We start from the raw sequence: 20,079 nt of genomic DNA, 5'->3' as shown, positions 1-20,079 counted from the left end.
CATGAGCACGCACGCCGCCTCAACCCGCCAGTTCACCTACGCTTTTGCCAAGGAGAAGGGCCTGATCGTATTGCCTGACCGCGATAGGCTGACCGTGGGCGTACGCACGGGGGCTGACGCGATGTCGCTCATCGAGGCGCGCCGGGCTCTCGGACGGTCCCATGCAATCGAGTCGCTCGATCCGCCGAGCTTCGACCGCGCCCTGACGGCTGCTTTCAGCCAGGGACCGCTCGGCGCAACAGACATTGAAGCCGCTGTCGCAAGCCGTGGCGGACTCGAGAGCCTGATTGACGACATACCCGAAGCGGCCGACCTGCTTGGTGGCAGCGACGACGCCCCCGTCATCCGCCTTATCAACGGCCTCATCTACGAAGCCATGAAGCGCCGGGCCTCTGATATCCATATCGATCCGTTTGAAGACAAGCTTTCCATCCGTTATCGGATCGATGGGGATCTCGTCGAAGTCCTGACGCCGCCTCGCAAACTGGCGGCCCCGCTTGTGTCCCGCATCAAGGTCATGGCACGCCTCGATATCGCCGAGAAGCGCCTGCCGCAGGACGGGCGCATCTCGCTGCAGGCCGGAGGCCGCTCGATCGACGTCCGGGTGGCCATCCTGCCGACACGCTTTGGCGAACGCGTTGCGCTGCGCCTGCTCGACACACAGAACGCGCTGCTCACGCTTGAACAGCTCGGCATGGATTCCGACACCTACCAGCGCTTCGATCAGGTCCTCGGCCAGCCCAACGGCGTGATCCTCGTCACTGGCCCTGTCGGCTCGGGCAAAACGACTACGCTCTATTCCTCCATATCGCGTCTGAATACCGGCAACGTGAACATCATGACGCTGGAAGACCCCGTGGAATACGGACTTCCCGGCATCAGCCAGACCCAGATGGACTCCAAGGTCGGCCTGACCTTCGCCCGGGCCCTGCGCAATATCCTGCGTCAGGACTTCAACATCGTCATGGTCGGTGAGATCCGTGACCTTGAAACTGCCGAAGCAGCCTTCGAGTTCGCGTCGACAGGCCGTCTCGCCTTCTCGACGCTCCACACTAACAGCGCCGCAGGTGCGATTACCCGCCTTCGCGACATGGGCGTCGAAACGTATCTCATGGCGTCCACCCTGCGGGCCGTGATGGCACAGCGCCTCGTGCGAAAGCTCTGCGACGTCTGCAAGGAACCTGCGACCGCCGGGCCAGCCGAGTATGAGGCGCTCGACCTGCCGCACGCCGAATCCTTCACGCATTACACGCCCAAGGGCTGCCTGGCCTGCGGCAATACCGGCTTCCATGGCCGTATCGCGATCTACGAACTCCTGGTCGTCGACAATGCCGTGCGCAACCTGCTGCACGCAGATGCGACAGAGGATGCCATCGAGGCCGTCGCCTTTGCTGACCATCACCGTCTCATCGAGAATGCGCGGCGTTACGTGTTCTCTGGCGAGACAAGCGTGACCGAAGTGCTTCGTGTCTGCCGCAAGGAGACCCGTGATGGCAGCGTTTGAGTATGTCGCGGTCGATAATGGCGGCAAGCGCATGCGCGGTGTCATATCCGCCGACAGTCCCCGCGCCGCCCGCAAGGAATTGCGGATGCGGGATCTTATGCCTGTTGAAGTCTCGCCGCTCAATGCGAAGACAGCCCGCGGGGGCAAGGGCGCGAGCGGACGCATCTCCGAAAAAGAGCGCGCCCTGCTTGCGCGCCAACTCGCGGTCCTGCTCCAGTCGGGACTGACGGTCGAACAGGCCCTGACAGCGGCTGCCAGTGATGCCAAGCCGGAAACCGTAGCCATCCTCCACAGGGTCCGCAACGAAGTCACCGAAGGATCGCGTTTTGCCGATGCGCTGGGCACCGCGCCGCGCGCTTTTCCGCCCTTGTTCAAATCGGTCGTTGCCGCAGGCGAGATGTCGGGGCGCCAAGGCGAAGTGATGGAGCGCCTGGCGGTCTATCTCGAGAACACCTGGCGCCTTCGCCAGAAGGTCCAGTCCGCTCTGATCTATCCCGCGCTGCTCGCCACGCTGGCCATCGGCATGGTCATCGCCCTGATGATCCTCGTCGTGCCTCGCCTTGTCGAACAATTCGACATGTTCGATGCAGACCTGCCTTGGCTGACCGAGCAAGTCATCGGGCTCTCCAACCTTTTGCGCAACTGGGGCTGGCTCATCGCAATCGCTATTGTCGGTGGAGTCCTGGTCCTCAGCCGCATCATGCGCGCACCTGCCGCTCGCGAGTCCCTGGACCGGCTCGTCCTGCGCCTGCCAATCGTCGGAAATCTCGCACGAACGGTCTCGGCAGCACGTTTCGCCCGCATTTTCGCAACCCTGTCATCATCGGGAGCGACCGTTCTGGAATCGCTCCAGGCCGCGCGCGGCGCCATGTCCAACAGCGTCTTCCGCAAGGCGACAGACGAAATCGCCCTGCGCGTCAGCGAAGGAGGCTCCTTCGCCGCAGCCCTGAAGGGCACAGGCGCCTTCCCGCCGATGATGGTTCACATGGTCGCCAGTGGCGAAGCGGGCCGCGACGTTCCCGGAATGATGACCCGCGCGGCAGAGTTCCTTGAAGAGGAATTCGAGAACGCCACATCGACCGCGCTCAGCCTGATGGAACCCATCATCATCGTTGTGCTCGGCGGACTTGTCGGCGTGATCGTTTTGTCGATCATGCTCCCCATCATCCAGCTCAACACGCTGGCGCTGCAATAGCGCCGCAACCCATTCAGGAGGCCAACATGACCCAAGACACAGACCAGCACACTGGTAATTCGCGTCCGAAGGATGCCGGATTCTCACTCGTTGAACTCCTGGTCACCGTTTCGATCATGGCCCTGCTGGCAACGGCCGTCGTCATTTCGGTGGGCCCGGTATTAAGCAAATCACGCGTAGACCGCGCCCGCGCTGACATAGCCGCGCTCGAAAGCGGTCTGGAACAGTACAGTTTCGACATGTTCAATTACCCCGGCGCCGATGCCGGACTGGGCGCCCTGAAAACGCCGCCCAATAATGACAAGGCCGACCAGTATCGCCCCGGCGGCTACATCAAGCGCATCCAGCAGGACCCCTGGGGCAATGACTACCATTACGCCGTACCCGGCCCCCGGTCCGGCGGCGCCTATGACGTCTATTCCGCCGGCCCCGATGGCGAGCCCGGCAATGACGATGATATAGGCAACTGGAACTGACCTGACGCATGACGCACACAAGCGACCCTTTCCACACCACTGAAGCAGGCATGACCCTGACCGAAGTGCTGGTCGCAGTATTCATCATGGCGCTGGCGGCAGGCATGGTCACAATGACCCTGCGCCCCAGGGCCGACCCGCTTGTAGAGGCCGCCACCCGTCTCGAACAGGATGTCAGCGCCGCCCTCAACCTGGCCCTGGTGACCGGAATCCCGCAAGGGCTTATGGTCACGGACAATGGCTATCAAAGGGTCAGATGGACCAACAAGACCTGGAGTGCTGCGCCGGGCGGCGCAGTCTCGTTCGGGCGCAATGTTGGGTTTGATGCGCGTCTCACATCCTCGTTCATTTCGTCCGATACGGATGCCCCCCAACCGGACGTCATACTCGACTCGACAGGCACGGCTCAAAGCGAACCGCTGAAGCTGGTACGCGGACGCGAGGCAATCGAACTTAACATTGCGCCCAATGGTGAAGTGAAGTGGGAGGCACCCGATGCCTGACCATTCATCCCAATCCGGGTTCACGCTGGTTGAAGTCATCGCCGCGCTCGGCGTTTTCTCCATATCGGCCATCGGCCTGATCCATCTGAGCAGCGAAACGACGATTGGCGCCCGGCAGGTCGATCTGCGCGCCCTCGCAGAGATCGAGGCCAGCAACCGCATGGCAGACGCCATGACCCTGCCCCCACCGGTCTTAACGGGTGTCATCGCGGGTGACGCCACCCAGCGTGGCCGCACTTTTGACTGGAACCGTACAATCTCGCCTACACAGGAAGACGGACTTTACCTGATCGACGTCACCGTTTCGGCGCCTGAATCCGGACAGGTGCTCGCACACGTCCAGGCTTTGAGGGCGGGCCAATGAAACGGGCAGACGCAGGCTTCACACTCGTCGAAACGCTGGTCGCGCTGGGCGTCACAGCCATGCTGGCAACAGCCGGCACGCTGATGATGCTGCAGACCCTCCAGGGCAGCCGTGCCATCGACACCCGCATGGAAAAGGTACGCCAGCTCGAGGCGGCCAACGGCCTCCTGCGGGCAGACTTCAGCGAGATGACCAGGCGCCCGTCTTCGGCGCCCGACAGTTTCATGCCCGCCGCCGGGTTCTACGGGCGCAAGGGAGACGCAACTGGCGAACTGATCAGCTTTGTCCGTACCGGGTGGAACGATCCCCGCACCGAAAGTGACCGCAGCGAGCTTCAGCGCGTCACATATCAACTGGATGACGGAGAACTCATCCGCAAGGCATGGCTCCGGCCAGACCCGGTCAGCACCACGCCCACGGTCGAGCGTGTTCTCCTCGATGGCATTGACGCACTGTCCATCCGCTACCGCCTTCGCGGCGTCTGGTTTGATGAATGGCCCGCCGATACATCTGGCACGCATCCGGACATGATCCAGCTCGACCTGACATTCGCCGAGAATGACCAACTGCATCTCATGTACATGGTTGGCTCAGCGCAATGAACCGGTCCCCCGCCCCCAAAGATCGCGGCGCCGCGCTCCTGTCGATCCTGATGATCGTCGCGGTTATGTCCGTCGCCGCACTCACCGCCGTTGACGCGCTTGGCCGCTCACTCAGTCTTTCGCGGGTCTCATCGCAACGTTCCCAGACCATGTGGGCCGCACGCTCGACCGAATCCATCGGCGCTGTTGCAATCGCCCGCATGCTCAAGCTCGACGACGATGCATTCAGACTTGCATTGGAGAACAATCAGGCGATCACCTTGCCCTTCGAGCGCGGCGTGATTCAGGCGACGCTGGGCGACGACTCCAATTGCTTCAATCTCAACACGATTACCGGCGAGCCGGGGGATGTTGCGATCATCCAGTTCAGCGCCTTGCTCGAGGCACAGGGCATGTTCCCGTCAGATGCGCGCGCGCTGGCCGACAGCCTTGCTGATTGGGTAGATGGCAATACGGTGGCGCGGGACTACGGCGCCGAGGACAGCTATTACGCAACGCTCGAAACCCCGTATCGCGCAGCCAATACGCCCCTGGAAAACCTCTCCGAACTGCGGGCAATCAAGGGATTCACGCCGGAAATCATCGAGATCGTCCGCTCGCTGGTCTGTGTGCGCCCCTCCAAGTTCCAGTCCGCCCTCAACTTAGAAACACTGACCGAGGCAGATGCACCCCTGTTGATGGCCCTGTTCTCCAGCGAACTCGGCATTGAAGACGCCCTGTCCGTCATCCGCGCCCGGCCGCTCTCAGGCTGGCAATCGCGCGACACATTCCTGGCCGACAGCAGGATTCAGGCGATCGCGACAGCAGCCCGTAATGACTCCATCATTGGCGTCCGGCCAACACATCTGCGTTTGACAGCCCGCATCAGTTCAGGCTCAACGCAGGAAACGCTCCAGCTGGTCTACGCATCCGATATCGCGGGCAAGGTCAGCCTCATCCAACGCACGACGGGAGACTTCTGATGGCCCGGCGACTATACACTTTGCTCCCAAGCCACGGCGCGCCGGCAGAATATGCCCAGATGGGTGACAAGGGCATTCGCCTGATGACTTTCAATGAGGCGGATATCGATTCCGGCGACGAAATAATTGTCTTTGTTCCGGGCACAGAGGTCGCTTGCTTCGACGTTCGGCTTCCGGCTCAGAACGCATCGGAACTCCGCCGGTCGGCAGCGTTCGCCCTGGAAGACGATCTGGCAGTGGCAGTTGAAGACGCCCACGTCGCAATTGGCCAGCCGCTGCCTGGCGGAATGCGGCCTGTCCATGTGGTCAATCCCGAATTGATGACGCAATGGGTGTCACGGCTGAATGCGGCAGGATTGAAATCCGCCCGGCTGGTTGCCGATGTGTCCGTCCTCCCTGAAACGCCGACAGCCGTCGATGCTGGCTCGCACATTCTGTTTTCAACGGGCCACCGGCATTTCGCCGCCGATGCCAGCCTGCCTGACGACGCGCTCCGCGCGCTTGTCCAGACAGCCGCAGCCCCGCTCACCACATCCAGTTCCCAACTGGCGCGCAGACTCGGCGTAACCGCCTCCGAACCGTCCTCGATGCCCCTGCTCGGCCAGCTTGCCCAATGGGCCGAGAAGGCCGGACCATTGACGGACCTGCGCCAGGGACCGTTCGTCAGCCGGAAGCAGGCCGAGTTCAAGATCGGCGCCTGGCGCCCGACATTGATCCTGGCCGCTGCGGCCGCTATCGCTTTCCTCTCGGTCACGGCGCTCGAATCCCGTTCGCTATCCCGGCTGGGCTCTGCACTGGACCGGCAGGCGCGCGACATCTATTCGTCCGCCTTCCCCGGCGTGCCTGTTCCAGCCAACCTCGCGTCAGCCATCCGCACCCAGGAATCCGCTCCGGTCGCCAACCGGCTTCCATTCCTCGAAGCGGCCGCCTTGCTCTACGAAGCGGTCCCGGCCGATAGCGACATCTCCATACAGGGCCTGCGCTATGACCAGGCAACAGGGCGCCTGATCGCGAACATGACCTACCCCAAGTTTGGCAGTGATACAGATCTCAAGAGCGCTCTGGAAGGAAAAGGTCTCGCAGTCTCCTTGGGCGACTCCCGCCAGCAGGATGGGCAGGTCCTCGGTGACCTTACTCTGGAGGGCGCCCGATGATGCAATGGTGGGAAAGACTCAGCCAGCGTGAACGCACACTTGTCGGCGCAGCAACGGCTCTGCTTGCGCTCATTGTTCTGCTGCAGTTCATTCTGCTTCCGCTGTTTGCCAGCCGGTCAGCGGCAGCCCTGCGTGCGGAGCAGGCCGCACGCACAGTTGACCTGATGACGTCGCGCGGATTTACCTCCTCAGCCGGAACAGATGCGGCATCCGCCACGGGAACACCTGTGGACGCGGACACAAGCCGTCGCGCCATCCTCGAGGCCGCGACACGCCGCGGACTCGCCATCGCCCGCGTTCAAGTCAGCGCGGACGGTGTCGTCACGGTACAGGTCGATGACGCAACTGCCGAAAGCGTCTTCGCATGGCTCGTTGAACTCCGGTCCAGCGCTGGGCTTGAAGCAAGCAGGGCCACGATCAACGAAGCTGGATCCGGTCTGGTCCGATCGAGTTTCGAATTCGGAGGCCCGGTTTCCGGATGAAACACATCACGCTCATTCTCGTCTTCATCGTCACGCTCGGTTTCGGAATCGTATCCGGAATCCCGCTGTCCTTTGTCATGCGAAATGCCGGACTCGTGCAAAAGGGCGTCAGTTGGCAGCAGGCGCGTGGCACCGTCTGGCACGGACAAGTGACTGGCCTTGGCTATCATGATCACGCCATCGGCGCGCTGGATGTGAAATCATCGCCCTTGTCACTCATCGCCGGTTCATTCGGCTCCGACATCAACTGGATGGGCCCCGCAGGCCGCGCACGTGGCAATATCAGCGTTTCGAATTCGGCGACAAAGGTTTCAGGCGTTGCCGCCGAGCTGGACATCAGCCGGCTGCAAGGCGTCCATCCTGAACTGCGCCGTGTCGGCGGCGCGCTGAAACTCTCCAATGCCGCGGCTGCCTTCAACGGATCCGGCACGTGCACGGATGCCAGCGGCACCGCCCAACTCGATCTCGTCAGACGCCTCGGCGTCCAATATGGCCGCGACTGGCCGGTACTCACAGGCGCGCCCACATGCATCAATGGAGACTTGCAGCTACCGCTCTCCGGCGACGGCCCGAATGGCGAACGCTTCGAGATCACCATGCGAGCGCTCTCCGATGGCCGAACGGGTATGGATATCCGCGTCGAGCGCCTTGATCCCCAGGCCAATGCCGCGCTCGCGGCAATGGGCTTCACAAATACCGGAAACGGCTACACGCTGCGTCAGGAAGCAGCATTGACCGAGGAGAACTAGGCATGCGGACGTCAAGCGCCATAAGTCTCGCCGCCGCACTGGCCTTTCTTGGCGCCTGCGCCGGTACGCCCGACTCCTCTTCCGAGCTGGCATCCGCAGCCGAGGTCATTTCAAACTCGGGCGAACTCCCTTCGCAGACCCTCGCGCCGGGTGCATGCGGCCTCTTTCTCTGGACCCAATCGCCGCCCGTTCGCTTCGTCTTCTTTACCGAAGCCGGCACAGACACCGCCCTCATCAATGTCGACGGAACCGAAACGCCACTGCAACTGACATCGACCGGCGGTAGCCTGTTCGGCCAGTTCATGACCCAGATGACCTACCGCTCCCCAACCGGCAATGTCGGCATCAGCTTCCAGCCCGGTGAGCGTCTGGACGGCGGACAGAGAGTCAAGAATGGGCGGCTGTCACTCGTCAGCAAGGACGGCTGGGAAACCATGATCCCCGTTTTGGGCCTCAGCGCGTGCCAGCCGGAAGAGCGCTAGGGCATCCGGGCCTGCCACTCTGTAGCTAAATGATAATTCCCGCCCTGACCGGGCTGGCGACGTCTTTCGGCATCCTCCGCTGACCAGCCTGCATTTCAGCGGAAAAGTCGTAAAACAACAATTTATTGTCGATTATCACCTATCACTTATTGTTTTTCAATAATTTCGATGCTATCCAGACTCATCAAGGTGGGGCGCGCCACTAAGGCGCCATTTCTCCGCCAGCAAAGTCAAATCTGGGTATCTGAACCATGTCCTACGCCGAAACAGCTCAAAAACCGCCATTCAGATTTGGCCTGCTTATCAAGCGGATCCTTTTCCTGGCGCTCCCGGTCTTCGTTCTGATTGGCTCAGTCGGCGGCTTCGTTGCCATGGGTGCGCTGAAGCCCGCACCGGAGGAAAAGGCCGACCTCATCGAGGCCGTGCCTGTTCTCACCGCGACCGCGCGGTCCGAAGCCGTCTCGATCAAGGTACGCGGCCAGGGCGAAGTCAAAGCCCGCTCTGAAGTCATCCTCGCCTCAGAGATCAGCGGCCGTGTCGCCTACGTCTCGCCAAAATTCCTGGCCGGCGGCCAGTTCGAGCGCGGCGAGACGCTGGTGCGCCTCGAAGCGCGTGAATACGAACTGGGCATCGTCCAGGCCGAAGCCGCCGTCGCCCAGGCCAATACCGCCCTCCTGCAGGAAATCTCCGAAGGTCAGATCGCCACCCAGGGCGCCGAACAGCTGGGAATCGACCAGGTCTCGGACCTTACGCTCCGCCGGCCCCAGCGGGCACAGGCCGAGGCCCAGCTCGCATCGGCCCGCGCCCGCCTCGATGACGCCCGCCTGCAGCTTCAGCGCACACGCATCGTGGCGCCCTTCTCGGGCCGCGTACGCGAGAAAACAGTCAATATCGGCGCCTATGTCTCGCCCGGTGCGCGCCTCGGTGAAATCTATGCCAGCGACGTCGTCGACATCGCCATTGCCCTTACCGATTCCGACCTTGCAAATCTCGGGCTCGGTATCGGCTTTTCCGAAACCGCCACACAAAAAGGCCCGCCGGTCACCCTGTCTGCCATCGTCGCCGGTGTGCCGCACACATGGACGGGTCGCATCACGCGCACCGATAGCGGCTTTGATCCCGAGACGCGCGTCCTCTTCGCCTATGTCGAGGTCCAGGATCCCTATGGCAAAGGCGCCGACAACGGCACGCCACTCGCCACAGGCCTCTTCGTTGAAGCGGAGATTGCCGGACGCACACTGGAAGACAGCGTCGTCCTTCCCCGCACGGCGCTACGCGGCAAGGATAGCGTGTTCGTCGCACGCGGCGACGAAACGCTCGAAATCCGTCCCGTTCAGGTAGCTTTCTCCGAACGCGAGCGCCTCATCCTCACATCAGGCGTCGACGAGGGAGAGCGTGTCATCACATCGCCCGTGCGCGCCGCTTCGAATGGCATGAAGATCAAACCTGTCGACCGACTCGAAACCGCCTTCGCGGCCGATACAAGCGCATCTGAAGAATAGAGGGAGCCGGGGGCATGTCTGGAATCGTTCAATGGTGGGCCAATAACAAGGTCGCCGCAAACCTGCTGATGATCGCCATCATCCTCGGAGGCCTGGTTGCCTTCATCCGCATGGAACGCGAGATCGAACCCTATGTCGAGTTCCCCGGCGCCCAGATTTCGGTCGTCTGGCGCGGTGCCTCCCCGCAGGATATCGAAGAGCAGATCACGGTCCGCATGGAAGAGGCCGTCAGTTCGGTCGAAGGCATCAAGGAACTGCGCTCGGTTTCGAACGAAGGCGTTGGCACCCTGATTGTCATCGGCAACCAGGACCTCGACGAAGGCAAGTTCCTGCAGGAACTGAAACGCCAGATCGACTCCATCAGCAGCTTCCCCAGCGCGGCCGAGCCAGCCCAGCTCAACGTCTTCCGCAGCCGCGACGAGATCATCCGTATTGCCGTATCCGGTGACGAAACCGTCAGCGAACAGGAGCTGAAACACTTCGCCGAAGCCACACGCCGCGAGATCGGACTGCTTGGCCATGTTCCGTCCGTCGAACTGTTCGGCGTCCGCAACGAGGAGATTTCGATCGAAGTCTCCGAAGAGGCCCTGCGCCGCTATGGTCTCAGCCTCTCCGACGTTGCCGATGCCGTCGGCAGCACGTCGGTGAACATCTCCGCCGGCAATGTCCGCAGCGACGGGGGCAACGTCCAGCTGCGCACACGCTCACAGGCCGACACGCAGGCCGAGTTCGAAAATATCATCGTCAAGCAGATGCCGAATGGCGCTGTGGTCCGCGTCTCAAACATGGCCGAGGTCATCGACGGTTTCGAGGAAGTGAACCTCCTCGCCACGGTCAACGGAAAGCGCACGATCCTCGTCCAGGTCATGAGCGGCCCGAAGATGAACATCGTGAAGATGTCAAAGAACGTGAATGCCTATGTCGATGAGGCCGTGAAGAACCTGCCGCCCGGAATCTCGATGACGATCTGGCAGGATTCTGCCGACGACTATAACAGCCGCATCCAACTGATCGGGACGAATTTCCTGTCCGGCCTGCTTCTCGTCCTGATCACCCTGCTCCTCTTCCTTCGGCCCGCGATCGCTCTCTGGGTGGCCGTCGGTATCGGCACCGCCTTCGCAGGCGGTCTCGCCCTGCTGCCCGTGGCGGACGTCTCGTTCAACATGATCTCGACTTTCGCCTTCCTGCTCGTCATCGGCGTGATCGTGGATGATGCCATCATCGTGGGCGAGGCGATCCACTCGCGCACGGAAGAGGGCGAGGAAGGCCTCATCGCCGCCGTGAACGGCACAAGAATGGTCATCAAGCCTGTCGTCTTCGCCGTCTTCACCACGATGATCTTTTTCGCCCCTTGGATGTTCCTGTCAGGCGGCACCAGCGAGTTCACGCGCTCCATCTCGCTTGTCGTGATCTTCGCGCTGCTCTTCTCGCTCATCGAAGCGCTTCTGATCCTTCCGGCACACTTGTCCCACCTGAAACCGGTCAATCCCAAAAGCCGCATCGCGCGGTTCCAAGGCGCGGTTGCCAACAGTATCGTCTGGGTCGCCCGCAACCTCTACCGCCCGCTGATGATCCGCGCGCTTCGCCATCGCTATCTCACCGCGTCGATCTTCATTAGCGGCATGGTCCTTTCTGTTGGCCTGCTCACCAACGGGCTCGTGAAAACCGTATTCTTCCCGGAAACGGAATCCGACCAGATCGAAGTTACGGTCGAAATGCCGGAGGGAACGCCCTATTCCCGCTCGCTCGAAGTCCTCGCCCAGATCCAGGCCGGTGAAAAGGCGCTCGAAGAAGAGATCAATGCCTCGACCAATGGCCAGGGCAAGCTGATCGAGAACTGGTACACCCGCTCGCGCGACAACAATATCCTTGCGCTGGTGAAGCTCGTTCCGCCGGAAACACGTACGCTGACGGCAAAGGAAACCGCAGAGCGGCTTCGCGTCCTGATCGGCGAAGTGCCGGATGCGGAAACCATCACGGTGAACTACAAGAATGCCAACAATGATCCGCCGATCCAGTACATGCTTAACTCGACCGATCTTGACGCGCTCAATGCCGCGGCAGAGGATCTGATGTTCAAGCTGCGTTCGTATGACGGCGTCTACAATGTCGTGAACGACGTCCAGAGCGCGACGGACGAGATCCAGTTCGACCTGAAGCCCGGTGCAGAATCGCTCGGCATCACCACAGCCGATGTCGCCCGCCAGGTCCGTCAGGGATTCTATGGCGAGGAGGTCCAGCGCCTGCCCCGAGATGGCGAAGACGTGCGCGTCTTCGTGCGCTACCCGCGCACAGACCGGGAGTCGCTCGACTTTTTGAACAATATCCGTATCCGGACAGCGGACGGACGCGAGCTGCCCCTCTATGCCGTGGCCGATATCCGCTTTGAAAAGGGCATCTCCCAGATCAAGCGCCGCGAACGCCGCCGGGCGGTCGTGGTCAGCGCTGAAGTGGTTGCCGAGCGCATTTCGGAAATCCGGGCTGATCTCAATGACAATTTCTTCGCGGAATTTGACAAGGCCCATCCCCAGGTCCGGCGCGGCAGCATCGGCCGGGCACAGGGCGAGGCTGAATTCTTCGTCGAGATCATGACATTCCTTCTGATCGCGATCGGCGTGGCCTATTTCCTCGTCGCGGTGGCGTTCAAGTCCTATGCGGAACCGATCCTCATCCTGCTGGCGGCAATCCCGTTCTGCTTCACAGGCGCCATGGTCGGGCATCTGGCCATGGGTTATCCGCTCAGCATCCTGTCCTATATGGGCATCATGGCTGCGGCGGGTGTGGCAGTGAACGACAATCTCGTGCTCCTCGATTACGTGCACCAGCTACGCGAAAAGGGCATGGACGGCGCACGCGCGTTGATCGAGGCTGGCACCCGCCGCTTCCGGCCCATCCTGCTCACCTCGCTCACCACCTTTGTCGGCCTCCTGCCGCTGATGATGGAACGCTCCATCCAGGCCCAGTTCCTCATCCCGATTGCCGTCGGCCTGGCCTTCGGTGTGATTTTTGCCCTGCTGGTCACCCTGTTCTTCGTCCCCGCCCTGTACGGCATCGGCGCCGATATCAAACGGTTTTTCGGCTACCTCATCAGTGGAAAACCCCGTCCCGGCTTCAATGCCCTGCTCGACGAAGACGACCTGAAGGACCTCGCACCGGTACCGGCCGAATAGTACGCGCATTCGGCCAAAGTCTGGCGGCAACAGAGCTTAGCTCTTGCCTTCAGACCTTTGGCCGTTAAACCCCCCGATATGCTCACAATATCGAACCTCGACTATCGCATCGAAGCGCGCCTCCTGTTTGAAGGCGCGTCCGCCCAGGTTGCATCTGGCTGGAAAGTCGGGCTCGTGGGCCGCAACGGTACAGGCAAGTCAACGCTGCTCAAGCTGATCCGCGAAGAGATCGAACACCCGACAAATGATTCCTCCATCCGGCTCAACCAGGGCGCCCGCCTCGGCTGGGTGGCTCAGGAAGTCGCCCCGACCGACGAAACCATTCTCGAAGTCGTGCTCGCGGCTGATACCGAGCGGCATGCCCTGATGCAGGAAGCAGAGACCGCAGAAGACCCCATGCGGATCGCCGACATCCACACCCGCCTTGTTGACATCGACGCCTGGTCGGCGGAATCCCGCGCCGCTGAAGTGCTGATGGGCCTCGGGTTCACGCAAGCCGACCTTGAACGCCCGACCCGCGAATTCTCGGGCGGTTGGCGTATGCGCGCCGCCATTGCGGGCGTCCTCTTCTCTCAGCCGGACCTGCTCCTTCTGGACGAACCAACTAACTATCTCGACCTTGAAGGCGCCGCCTGGCTCGAAGGCTATATCAAGAAATACCCGCACACCGTGCTGATCGTCTCGCACGACCGGGAAATGCTGAACCGCTGCGTTACTCACACGATGGCACTTGAGCACAGGAAGCTCACCATCGTGCCCGGCGGCTATGACGCCTGGCTGCGCCTGCGCGCCGCAAAATACGCCCAGCTGGAAAGCCAGCGCGCCAAGCAGGAAGTCGACAAGGCCCACCTGCAGGCCTTCGTTGACCGCTTCCGCGCCAAGGCCTCAAAGGCCCGTCAGGCCCAGTCACGCGTCAAGATGCTCGAAAAGATGCAGGACATCTCGATCCCGATGGCCGAGCGGACCGTGCCGTTCCATTTTCCCGAGCCCGGCGACAAGATGGCCCCGCCCCTGCTCGAACTGCGCGGCGCCGAACTCGGCTATGGCGGCGACGCGAGCATCCTGCGCGGTGTCACGCTCCGCCTCGATCCCGACGACCGGATCGCGATCGTCGGCACCAATGGGCAGGGCAAGACGACGCTCGTGAAGTCCATTGCCGAGCGCCTGCCGCTCATGGACGGCGCCCGCGTCACTCATAACAAGGTGCGTATCGGCTACTTCTCGCAGGACCAGCTCGATGAACTGACCCCCGGCGAAACCGTGCTCGACCATGTGCGCCACGCCATGCCCAAGGACACACCGGTTGCCAAACAGCGCTCGACCGCCTCGCAGATGGGCTTCAGCCATGAAAAGGTGGAGACCAAGGTTGAAAAGCTCTCAGGCGGCGAAAAGGTCCGCCTGCTCCTCGGCCTGATGGCCATGGAAAAGCCCCACATCCTGATCCTTGACGAGCCGACATCCCACCTCGACATCGACAGCCGCGAAGCCCTGATCTACGCGCTGAACGATTTCAAGGGTGCCGTCCTGCTCATCACCCACGATATCTTCCTGGCCGAAGGCACTGCCGACCAGCTCTGGCTGGTCAAGGATGGCAAGGCCGACGTCTATGATGGCGACCTGCAGGACTACCGCGCGCTCGTGCTCCAGGCCGACCGCAACAAATCCGATCCGAAGCCCAAATCGGGTAAATCGGAAGCCGCCGAACCGGCCCCGAAGGTCAACAAGGCCGACCAGCGCCAGCGTTCGTCGGAAAGCCGCAAGGCCGCGTCGGACCTGAAGCGCAAGGCAGACGATGCCGAGAAACGCCTCGACCAGATCAACACGAAGATCTCAGCCATAGATTCCGAGCTCGCAAGACCAGGTTTACCGTCGGAACAGCTGCAGGACCTGCTGCGCCGGCGCGCCGATCTCGTCGCCGAGGCGGAGGCCACCGAACTGGCCTGGCTTCAGGCCGTCGAAGACTATGAAATGGCCCTGAACGACTGATTGCTGCGCGTCGGGCGAATAGTTGATCACTATTTGTGCTAACAGGCATGATAGATGAAATTTGCCTGAGCCAGACAATATGTTTGAAGGATCTGTCACAATAGTACCACTGTACAAAGCGGACGAATTTTGCACAGTTAGAAATTGAAAACGCTCGCGAAGAACTTGTGAGTCGACAGCGTATATTGTCCGGCCATGAGAACATGCCCGCAGAGGAATAAAATGGGTGTTTCAGACAGTCTGAAAAGGGCCATCGCTTTCCCGCGGGAACAGGTGGTTCTGGCGAACGCCTCAGGCGCGGAACTCGCCATTCTTGAACACGGCCAGCGTGCTGCCGCGTCTCCGGATGCCATCCTCCTGCCTCCCATCTATCCCGAATGGCTCGGTGATCGCCTCTTCTCCCACACGCATGGCTGCCGGTTTAACTATGTCGTCGGCGAAATGGCCCGCGGAATTGCCACCACCCGCATGGTGGTCGAAGCCGTCCGGGCGGGATGCCTCGGCTTCTATGGCAGCGCCGGCCTCTCTCCCGACGTGATCGAAACCGGCCTTCGGGAGATCAAGGCCCAGCTGACCCCGGACCAGACCGCCTGGGGCGCCAATCTCATCCACTCGCCCCAGCAGCCCGGCTATGAAGCGCGCGTGGTCGATCTCTTCCTGGCTGAAGGGGTGAAACGCGTCTCTGCGTCCGCTTTCATGAAACTTTCGGTTGATCTGGTGCGCTACACGGCCGTCGGCCTCACGCGCGCGCCAGATGGCACGATCCGCCGCGAAAATCACGTCTTTGCAAAAGTCTCCCGCGCCGAAGTCGCCGAACCCTTCATGTCGCCCGCTCCGGACAAAATCCTGGCCGGCCTGGTCGCCAGCGGCGCAATCACGGCCGAACAGGCCGATCTCGCCCGTCAGATACCCGTCGCCGCCGAAATCACCGCCGAGTCCGATTCCGGGGGCCACACAGACAACCGCCCCGCCAGCGTCCTGTTCCCGTCTCTAACCCTCGCCCGGGACCGCGTTGCGGCGCGAACCGGTGTCGATGCCAATGCCATCCGCATCGGCCTGGCGGGTGGCCTGTCCACGCCCGCCTCCGTCGCCGCCGCCTTTTCCATGGGCGCTGCCTACGTTCTGACGGGGTCCATCAACCAGTCCGCCGTCGAATCCGGCCTCTCGGAAGCCGGCCGCCGCCTGCTCGCCAAGGCCGGCCCGGCAGACGTCGCCATGGCCCCTGCCGCCGACATGTTCGAGCAAGGTGTGGAAGTGCAGGTGCTCAAACGCGGCACCCTCTTCGCCATGCGCGGCAAACGCCTGCATGCCATGTACCGGTCCGGCGCGAGTTACGAAACGCTCCCCGAAAAAGACCGCGCATGGCTCGATGACGTGCTCGGCGAGCCGTTCGGCGCCGCATGGCAGCGCACGCTCGCCTATATCCGGCAGGCCAATCCCGCTGAAGCCGCCCGCGCCGAGTCAGACGGCAACAAGCGCCTCGCCCTCGTCGCCCGGCGCTACCTGTTCATGGGGGCCCAATGGGCGCGCGAAGGCACGCCCGGCCGCGAGATGGATTACCAGGTCTGGTGCGGCCCGGCCATGGGCGTGTTCAATGAATGGGTAGCCGGCAGCTTTCTCGAGCCGACCGAAAACCGAACCGTCCGCCAGATCGCGTGGAACCTGCTCGAAGGCGCCGCCCAGGTCACCCGCGCAGGCCAGCTGCGCGCGCTCGGCCTCCCCGTGGCGCCGACAGACTTCGCCTACACACCCCGTCAATTCGCTGACGTTGAATGAGACCCTCCATGATAAACGAACCCCGCACACAAGCCGAGCCCATCGCCGTCATTGGTGTCGGGTCCATCTTTCCAGGCCGCGGCGGCAATACCGGTTATTGGCGCGACATCTTCCAGGGCCGCGACACGCTGAGCGACACACCCGCCACGCACTGGCTGCTCGACGACTATTACGATGCCAATCCGCTGACCGCCGACCGCACCTATGGACGGCGCGGCGGCTTCATCTCGCCCATCGCGTTTGATCCCATGGCCTTCGGCATTCCGCCAAACGCCCTGCAGCAGACCGACAGCGCCCAGCTCCTCGCCCTGATCGCCGCGAAACATGCGCTGGACGATATCGACAGCACAACCGGATGTGAAATAGACCGTACACGCACCAGCGTCATGCTGGGCGTCGCCTCGGCCACCGAACTCACTGCCCACATGGCCGGCCGCCTCCAGCGCCCCGTCTGGGTCAATGCCCTGCGCCAGTCCGGCCTCGGCGAGGCCGATATCGCCGATATCGTGAAGCGCATGGAAGCCCATTATATCGAGTGGAAGGAAAGCACCTTCCCCGGCCTGCTCGGCAATGTCGTCGCCGGGCGCATCGCCAACCGCCTCGATCTTGGCGGCAGCAATTACGTCACCGACGCCGCCTGCGCCTCCAGCCTCTCGGCCCTCCAGATCGCGCTGCATGAACTCCGCTCCGGCGATTCCGACACCGTCCTCGCAGGCGGCGTCGACGCGCTCAATGACATCCTCATGTATATGTGCTTTTCGAAGACGCCAGCCTTGTCGCCCACGGGCGATTGCCGGCCATTCTCGATCGATGCGGACGGTACGATGCTGGGCGAAGGCGTCGGCATCCTCGCCCTACGCCGCCTTTCGGATGCAGAGCGCGACGGAAACGTGATCCATGCAGTCATTCGCGGCCTTGGCGGCGGATCGGATGGCAAGGGCACTGCCATCTATACGCCGCTTCCCTCCGGCCAGGCCCGCGCCATCGAACGCGCCTATGTTCAGGCTGGCTACGGTCCCGAATCCGTCGATCTGGTCGAAGCCCATGGCACAGGCACGAAGGCCGGTGACAAGGCAGAGCTTGCCGGCCTGCACCTCGTCTTCGACGGCAAGGGTGACGGCGAACCATGGTGCGCAGTGGGATCAGTCAAATCCCAGATCGGCCACACCAAGGCCGCTGCAGGCGCCGCCAGCCTTATCAAGGCCGTCCATGCCCTCAGCCGCAAGACCCTTCCGCCCACGATCAAGATCGGCGAACCGGCTGATGTGCTGAAAGACAGCAAGAGCTTCTATCTCAACAGCGAGGCCCGTCCGTGGATCTCGCCGGAAACCCGCCCGCGCCGGGCCTCGGTCAGTTCCTTCGGCTTCGGCGGCAGCAATTTCCATGTCGCGCTCGAAGAATATACCGGCCCCAACGCCATCCATCCGCCGCGCGTGTTCCCCTCGGAACTTTTCCTCTTCTCGGCCGGCTCCAGCGATGCCCTCGTCGAAGAGATCGAAAGCCTGATCCATACGGAAACCGGTGAAGATGGTTTCGCCGCCCTCGCCGCCTCCACCCATGCCCGCTTTCAGGCAGATGGCCGCGTGCGTGTCGCCATCGTCGCTGACGACCAGAAAGACCTTGCGGCCAAGGCCTCGCGCCTGATTGGCCAGATCGAGTCCGGCACGCTCGGCATCGCCCCGCTGGGCACCGGCATCCACGCCTCCACCACCCCGCCAGAGACGGGCAAGATCGCCTTCCTCTTCTCCGGTCAGGGCAGCCAGTATGTCGGCATGGGCGCTGACCTTGCCATGGCTTTCCCGGCCGCGCGCGCCGTCTGGGATATTGCCGCGGGTCACACTGTCACCGGCCCGATAAAGCTGCACCGGCTCGCCTTCCCGCCCGTCGCCTTCGACCAGGTCGAATTCGGCGAACAGACCCAGCGCCTCACGGAAATGCAGAATGCCCAGCCCGCCATCGCCGCTGTCGCCCTCGCCCAGCTCGCCTTGCTTGAGCGCCTCGGCATTGATCCCGACATGGCCGGCGGCCACAGCTTCGGCGAGATCATGGCGCTGCATCTGGCGCGCAGTTTCGACATCGACGGCGCACTGACCGTTGCCGCCGCGCGCGGCCGCCTCATGGCAGATGCCGCAAAGTCCACACCCGGCGCCATGATGGCCGTCCAGACAGACGCAGAAACCATCGCTCCCATCGTCGCGAAGGTGCCCCACGTCGTGCTGGCCAATGATAACGGGCCCAGCCAGGTCGTCCTGTCCGGCCCGGTCGATGCCATCAAGGCGGCCGAAGCCCTCTGCATCGAGAAGGGCCTCAAGGCGCGCCGTCTTCAGGTCGCAACCGCGTTCCACTCATCCATCGTGCATGCAGCCGTCGAACCCTTCGCGGCAGAACTCGCATCCCTCCGCCCGCGCAAACCGAAGCTGCCCGTCTATGCCAACGCCACGGCCTCGCCTTACGCCGTCAAGGTCGCCGACCTGCCTGCCGTCATCGCGGGACAGATCGCCACCTCTGTCCGCTTCCGCGAACAGGTCGAGGCCATGTACACGGCCGGCGCGCGGCTGTTCGTTGAAGTCGGTCCCGGATCCATCGTGACCGGCCTCGTGAAAGACGTCCTGGGCGAGCGTCCCTATCACGCCCTGTCGCTCGACAACAAACGCGCCAACGGCCTGACGCAATTCCTCTCAGCCGTCGGCGAACTCAGCGTCGCGGGCCAGGTTCTGGACCTCGCCGCCCTGTTTGCCGACACGCCGCCACCGGTTCCCGCCGCGCCGCCCTCAAAGCATGCGGTCTACATTTCCGGCGCCAATTACGACAAGCCCTATCCGCCCCGGAATGGGGCCGCAGGTCGCGCTGCGCCGAACGTGGCCCCGACCATGGCGGCCCAGCCAACCATGGCCGCACCCGTCGCACCTCCGCCAAAGGCCGCAGCTGCCGCGCCTCCCCCTCCCCCATCAACCGCACCCGCCACTCCGATCTCTAACAGGACCTCAGCAATGCCCGACACGCCCCAAACCTATCCCGCGCCCATGCCGGCCTCTTCGTCCGCAGAGCGCATCTGGAGCGAAGTGTCCCAGCTTCATTCTGAATATCTAGCGACAACCGCAGCCAGCCATACGGCCTTTCTGAACGCGGCCGCTTCCCTCCTTGGCGGCCAGCCGCTCGCGCCGTCGCCAGC

At 62.7% G+C, this 20,079-nt stretch carries 16 protein-coding genes; all 16 read left to right on the top strand.

Translation table 11 applies throughout. The features are described 5' to 3' along the window. The first annotated feature begins 1 nt into the window (after window position 1). On the top strand, window positions 2–1,504 hold the full coding sequence (locus tag VR74_RS00380; protein WP_045693439.1) for an ATPase, T2SS/T4P/T4SS family: 1,503 nt from the start codon (window positions 2–4) through the stop codon (window positions 1,502–1,504). Continuing rightward, window positions 1,491–2,699 (top strand): type II secretion system inner membrane protein GspF, encoded by a 1,209-nt coding sequence (gene gspF, locus VR74_RS00375; RefSeq protein WP_045693436.1) that lies wholly within the window; start codon window positions 1,491–1,493, stop codon window positions 2,697–2,699. Before VR74_RS00380 ends, gspF begins: the two co-directional genes overlap by 14 nt. Before the next feature lie 26 nt (window positions 2,700–2,725). Continuing rightward, window positions 2,726–3,175, top strand: a complete 450-nt coding sequence (gene gspG / locus VR74_RS00370; RefSeq protein ID WP_045693434.1) for a type II secretion system major pseudopilin GspG — start codon at window positions 2,726–2,728, stop codon at window positions 3,173–3,175. A gap of 8 nt (window positions 3,176–3,183) precedes the next feature. Further along, entirely contained in the window at window positions 3,184–3,678 is a 495-nt protein-coding gene (locus tag VR74_RS00365) for a prepilin-type N-terminal cleavage/methylation domain-containing protein (RefSeq protein WP_299949214.1), read from the top strand. Continuing rightward, the gene (gene gspI / locus VR74_RS00360) at window positions 3,671–4,042 is read left to right on the top strand and encodes a type II secretion system minor pseudopilin GspI (RefSeq protein ID WP_299949212.1); all 372 of its coding nucleotides are present in this window, start codon (window positions 3,671–3,673) and stop codon (window positions 4,040–4,042) included. Before VR74_RS00365 ends, gspI begins: the two co-directional genes overlap by 8 nt. Further along, complete coding sequence (gene gspJ, locus VR74_RS00355; RefSeq protein WP_045693430.1) at window positions 4,039–4,644, top strand: type II secretion system minor pseudopilin GspJ; 606 nt, start codon at window positions 4,039–4,041, stop codon at window positions 4,642–4,644. Before gspI ends, gspJ begins: the two co-directional genes overlap by 4 nt. Beyond that, complete coding sequence (gspK, locus tag VR74_RS20195; protein ID WP_299949210.1) at window positions 4,641–5,606, top strand: type II secretion system minor pseudopilin GspK; 966 nt, start codon at window positions 4,641–4,643, stop codon at window positions 5,604–5,606. The genes gspJ and gspK overlap by 4 nt, the downstream gene beginning before the upstream one ends. Then, window positions 5,606–6,760, top strand: coding sequence for a type II secretion system protein GspL (gspL, locus tag VR74_RS00345; RefSeq protein WP_299949208.1), 1,155 nt, complete (start codon window positions 5,606–5,608; stop codon window positions 6,758–6,760). The genes gspK and gspL overlap by 1 nt, the downstream gene beginning before the upstream one ends. Then, entirely contained in the window at window positions 6,757–7,242 is a 486-nt protein-coding gene (gspM, locus tag VR74_RS00340; protein ID WP_045693426.1) for a type II secretion system protein GspM, read from the top strand. The genes gspL and gspM overlap by 4 nt, the downstream gene beginning before the upstream one ends. Further along, entirely contained in the window at window positions 7,239–7,991 is a 753-nt protein-coding gene (gene gspN, locus VR74_RS00335; protein ID WP_045693424.1) for a type II secretion system protein N, read from the top strand. The genes gspM and gspN overlap by 4 nt, the downstream gene beginning before the upstream one ends. A gap of 2 nt (window positions 7,992–7,993) precedes the next feature. Continuing rightward, window positions 7,994–8,473, top strand: a complete 480-nt coding sequence (locus VR74_RS00330; RefSeq protein ID WP_045693423.1) for a hypothetical protein — start codon at window positions 7,994–7,996, stop codon at window positions 8,471–8,473. A gap of 251 nt (window positions 8,474–8,724) precedes the next feature. Further along, the gene (locus tag VR74_RS00325; RefSeq protein ID WP_045693421.1) at window positions 8,725–9,975 is read left to right on the top strand and encodes an efflux RND transporter periplasmic adaptor subunit; all 1,251 of its coding nucleotides are present in this window, start codon (window positions 8,725–8,727) and stop codon (window positions 9,973–9,975) included. A gap of 14 nt (window positions 9,976–9,989) precedes the next feature. Continuing rightward, window positions 9,990–13,145, top strand: a complete 3,156-nt coding sequence (locus VR74_RS00320; protein ID WP_045693419.1) for an efflux RND transporter permease subunit — start codon at window positions 9,990–9,992, stop codon at window positions 13,143–13,145. A 78-nt stretch (window positions 13,146–13,223) separates the two neighbouring features. Next, window positions 13,224–15,131 carry an ATP-binding cassette domain-containing protein gene (locus VR74_RS00315; RefSeq protein WP_045693417.1) on the top strand — a complete coding sequence of 636 codons (1,908 nt, stop codon included), beginning with the start codon at window positions 13,224–13,226 and terminating at the stop codon, window positions 15,129–15,131. A 222-nt stretch (window positions 15,132–15,353) separates the two neighbouring features. Further along, window positions 15,354–16,907, top strand: coding sequence for a PfaD family polyunsaturated fatty acid/polyketide biosynthesis protein (locus VR74_RS00310; RefSeq protein WP_045693415.1), 1,554 nt, complete (start codon window positions 15,354–15,356; stop codon window positions 16,905–16,907). Between the two features lie 8 nt (window positions 16,908–16,915). Next, window positions 16,916–20,079, top strand: a 3,164-nt coding sequence (locus VR74_RS00305; protein ID WP_299949206.1) for a beta-ketoacyl synthase N-terminal-like domain-containing protein, incomplete at its 3' end; no start/stop codon positions are given.

Origin of the sequence: Hyphomonas sp. BRH_c22, from assembly GCF_000961795.1 — a bacterium.
In the GTDB taxonomy this organism is placed as follows: domain Bacteria; phylum Pseudomonadota; class Alphaproteobacteria; order Caulobacterales; family Hyphomonadaceae; genus Hyphomonas.
Note: the sequence above shows the minus strand (reverse complement) of the source record. Positions and strands in the feature narration are given on the sequence as shown.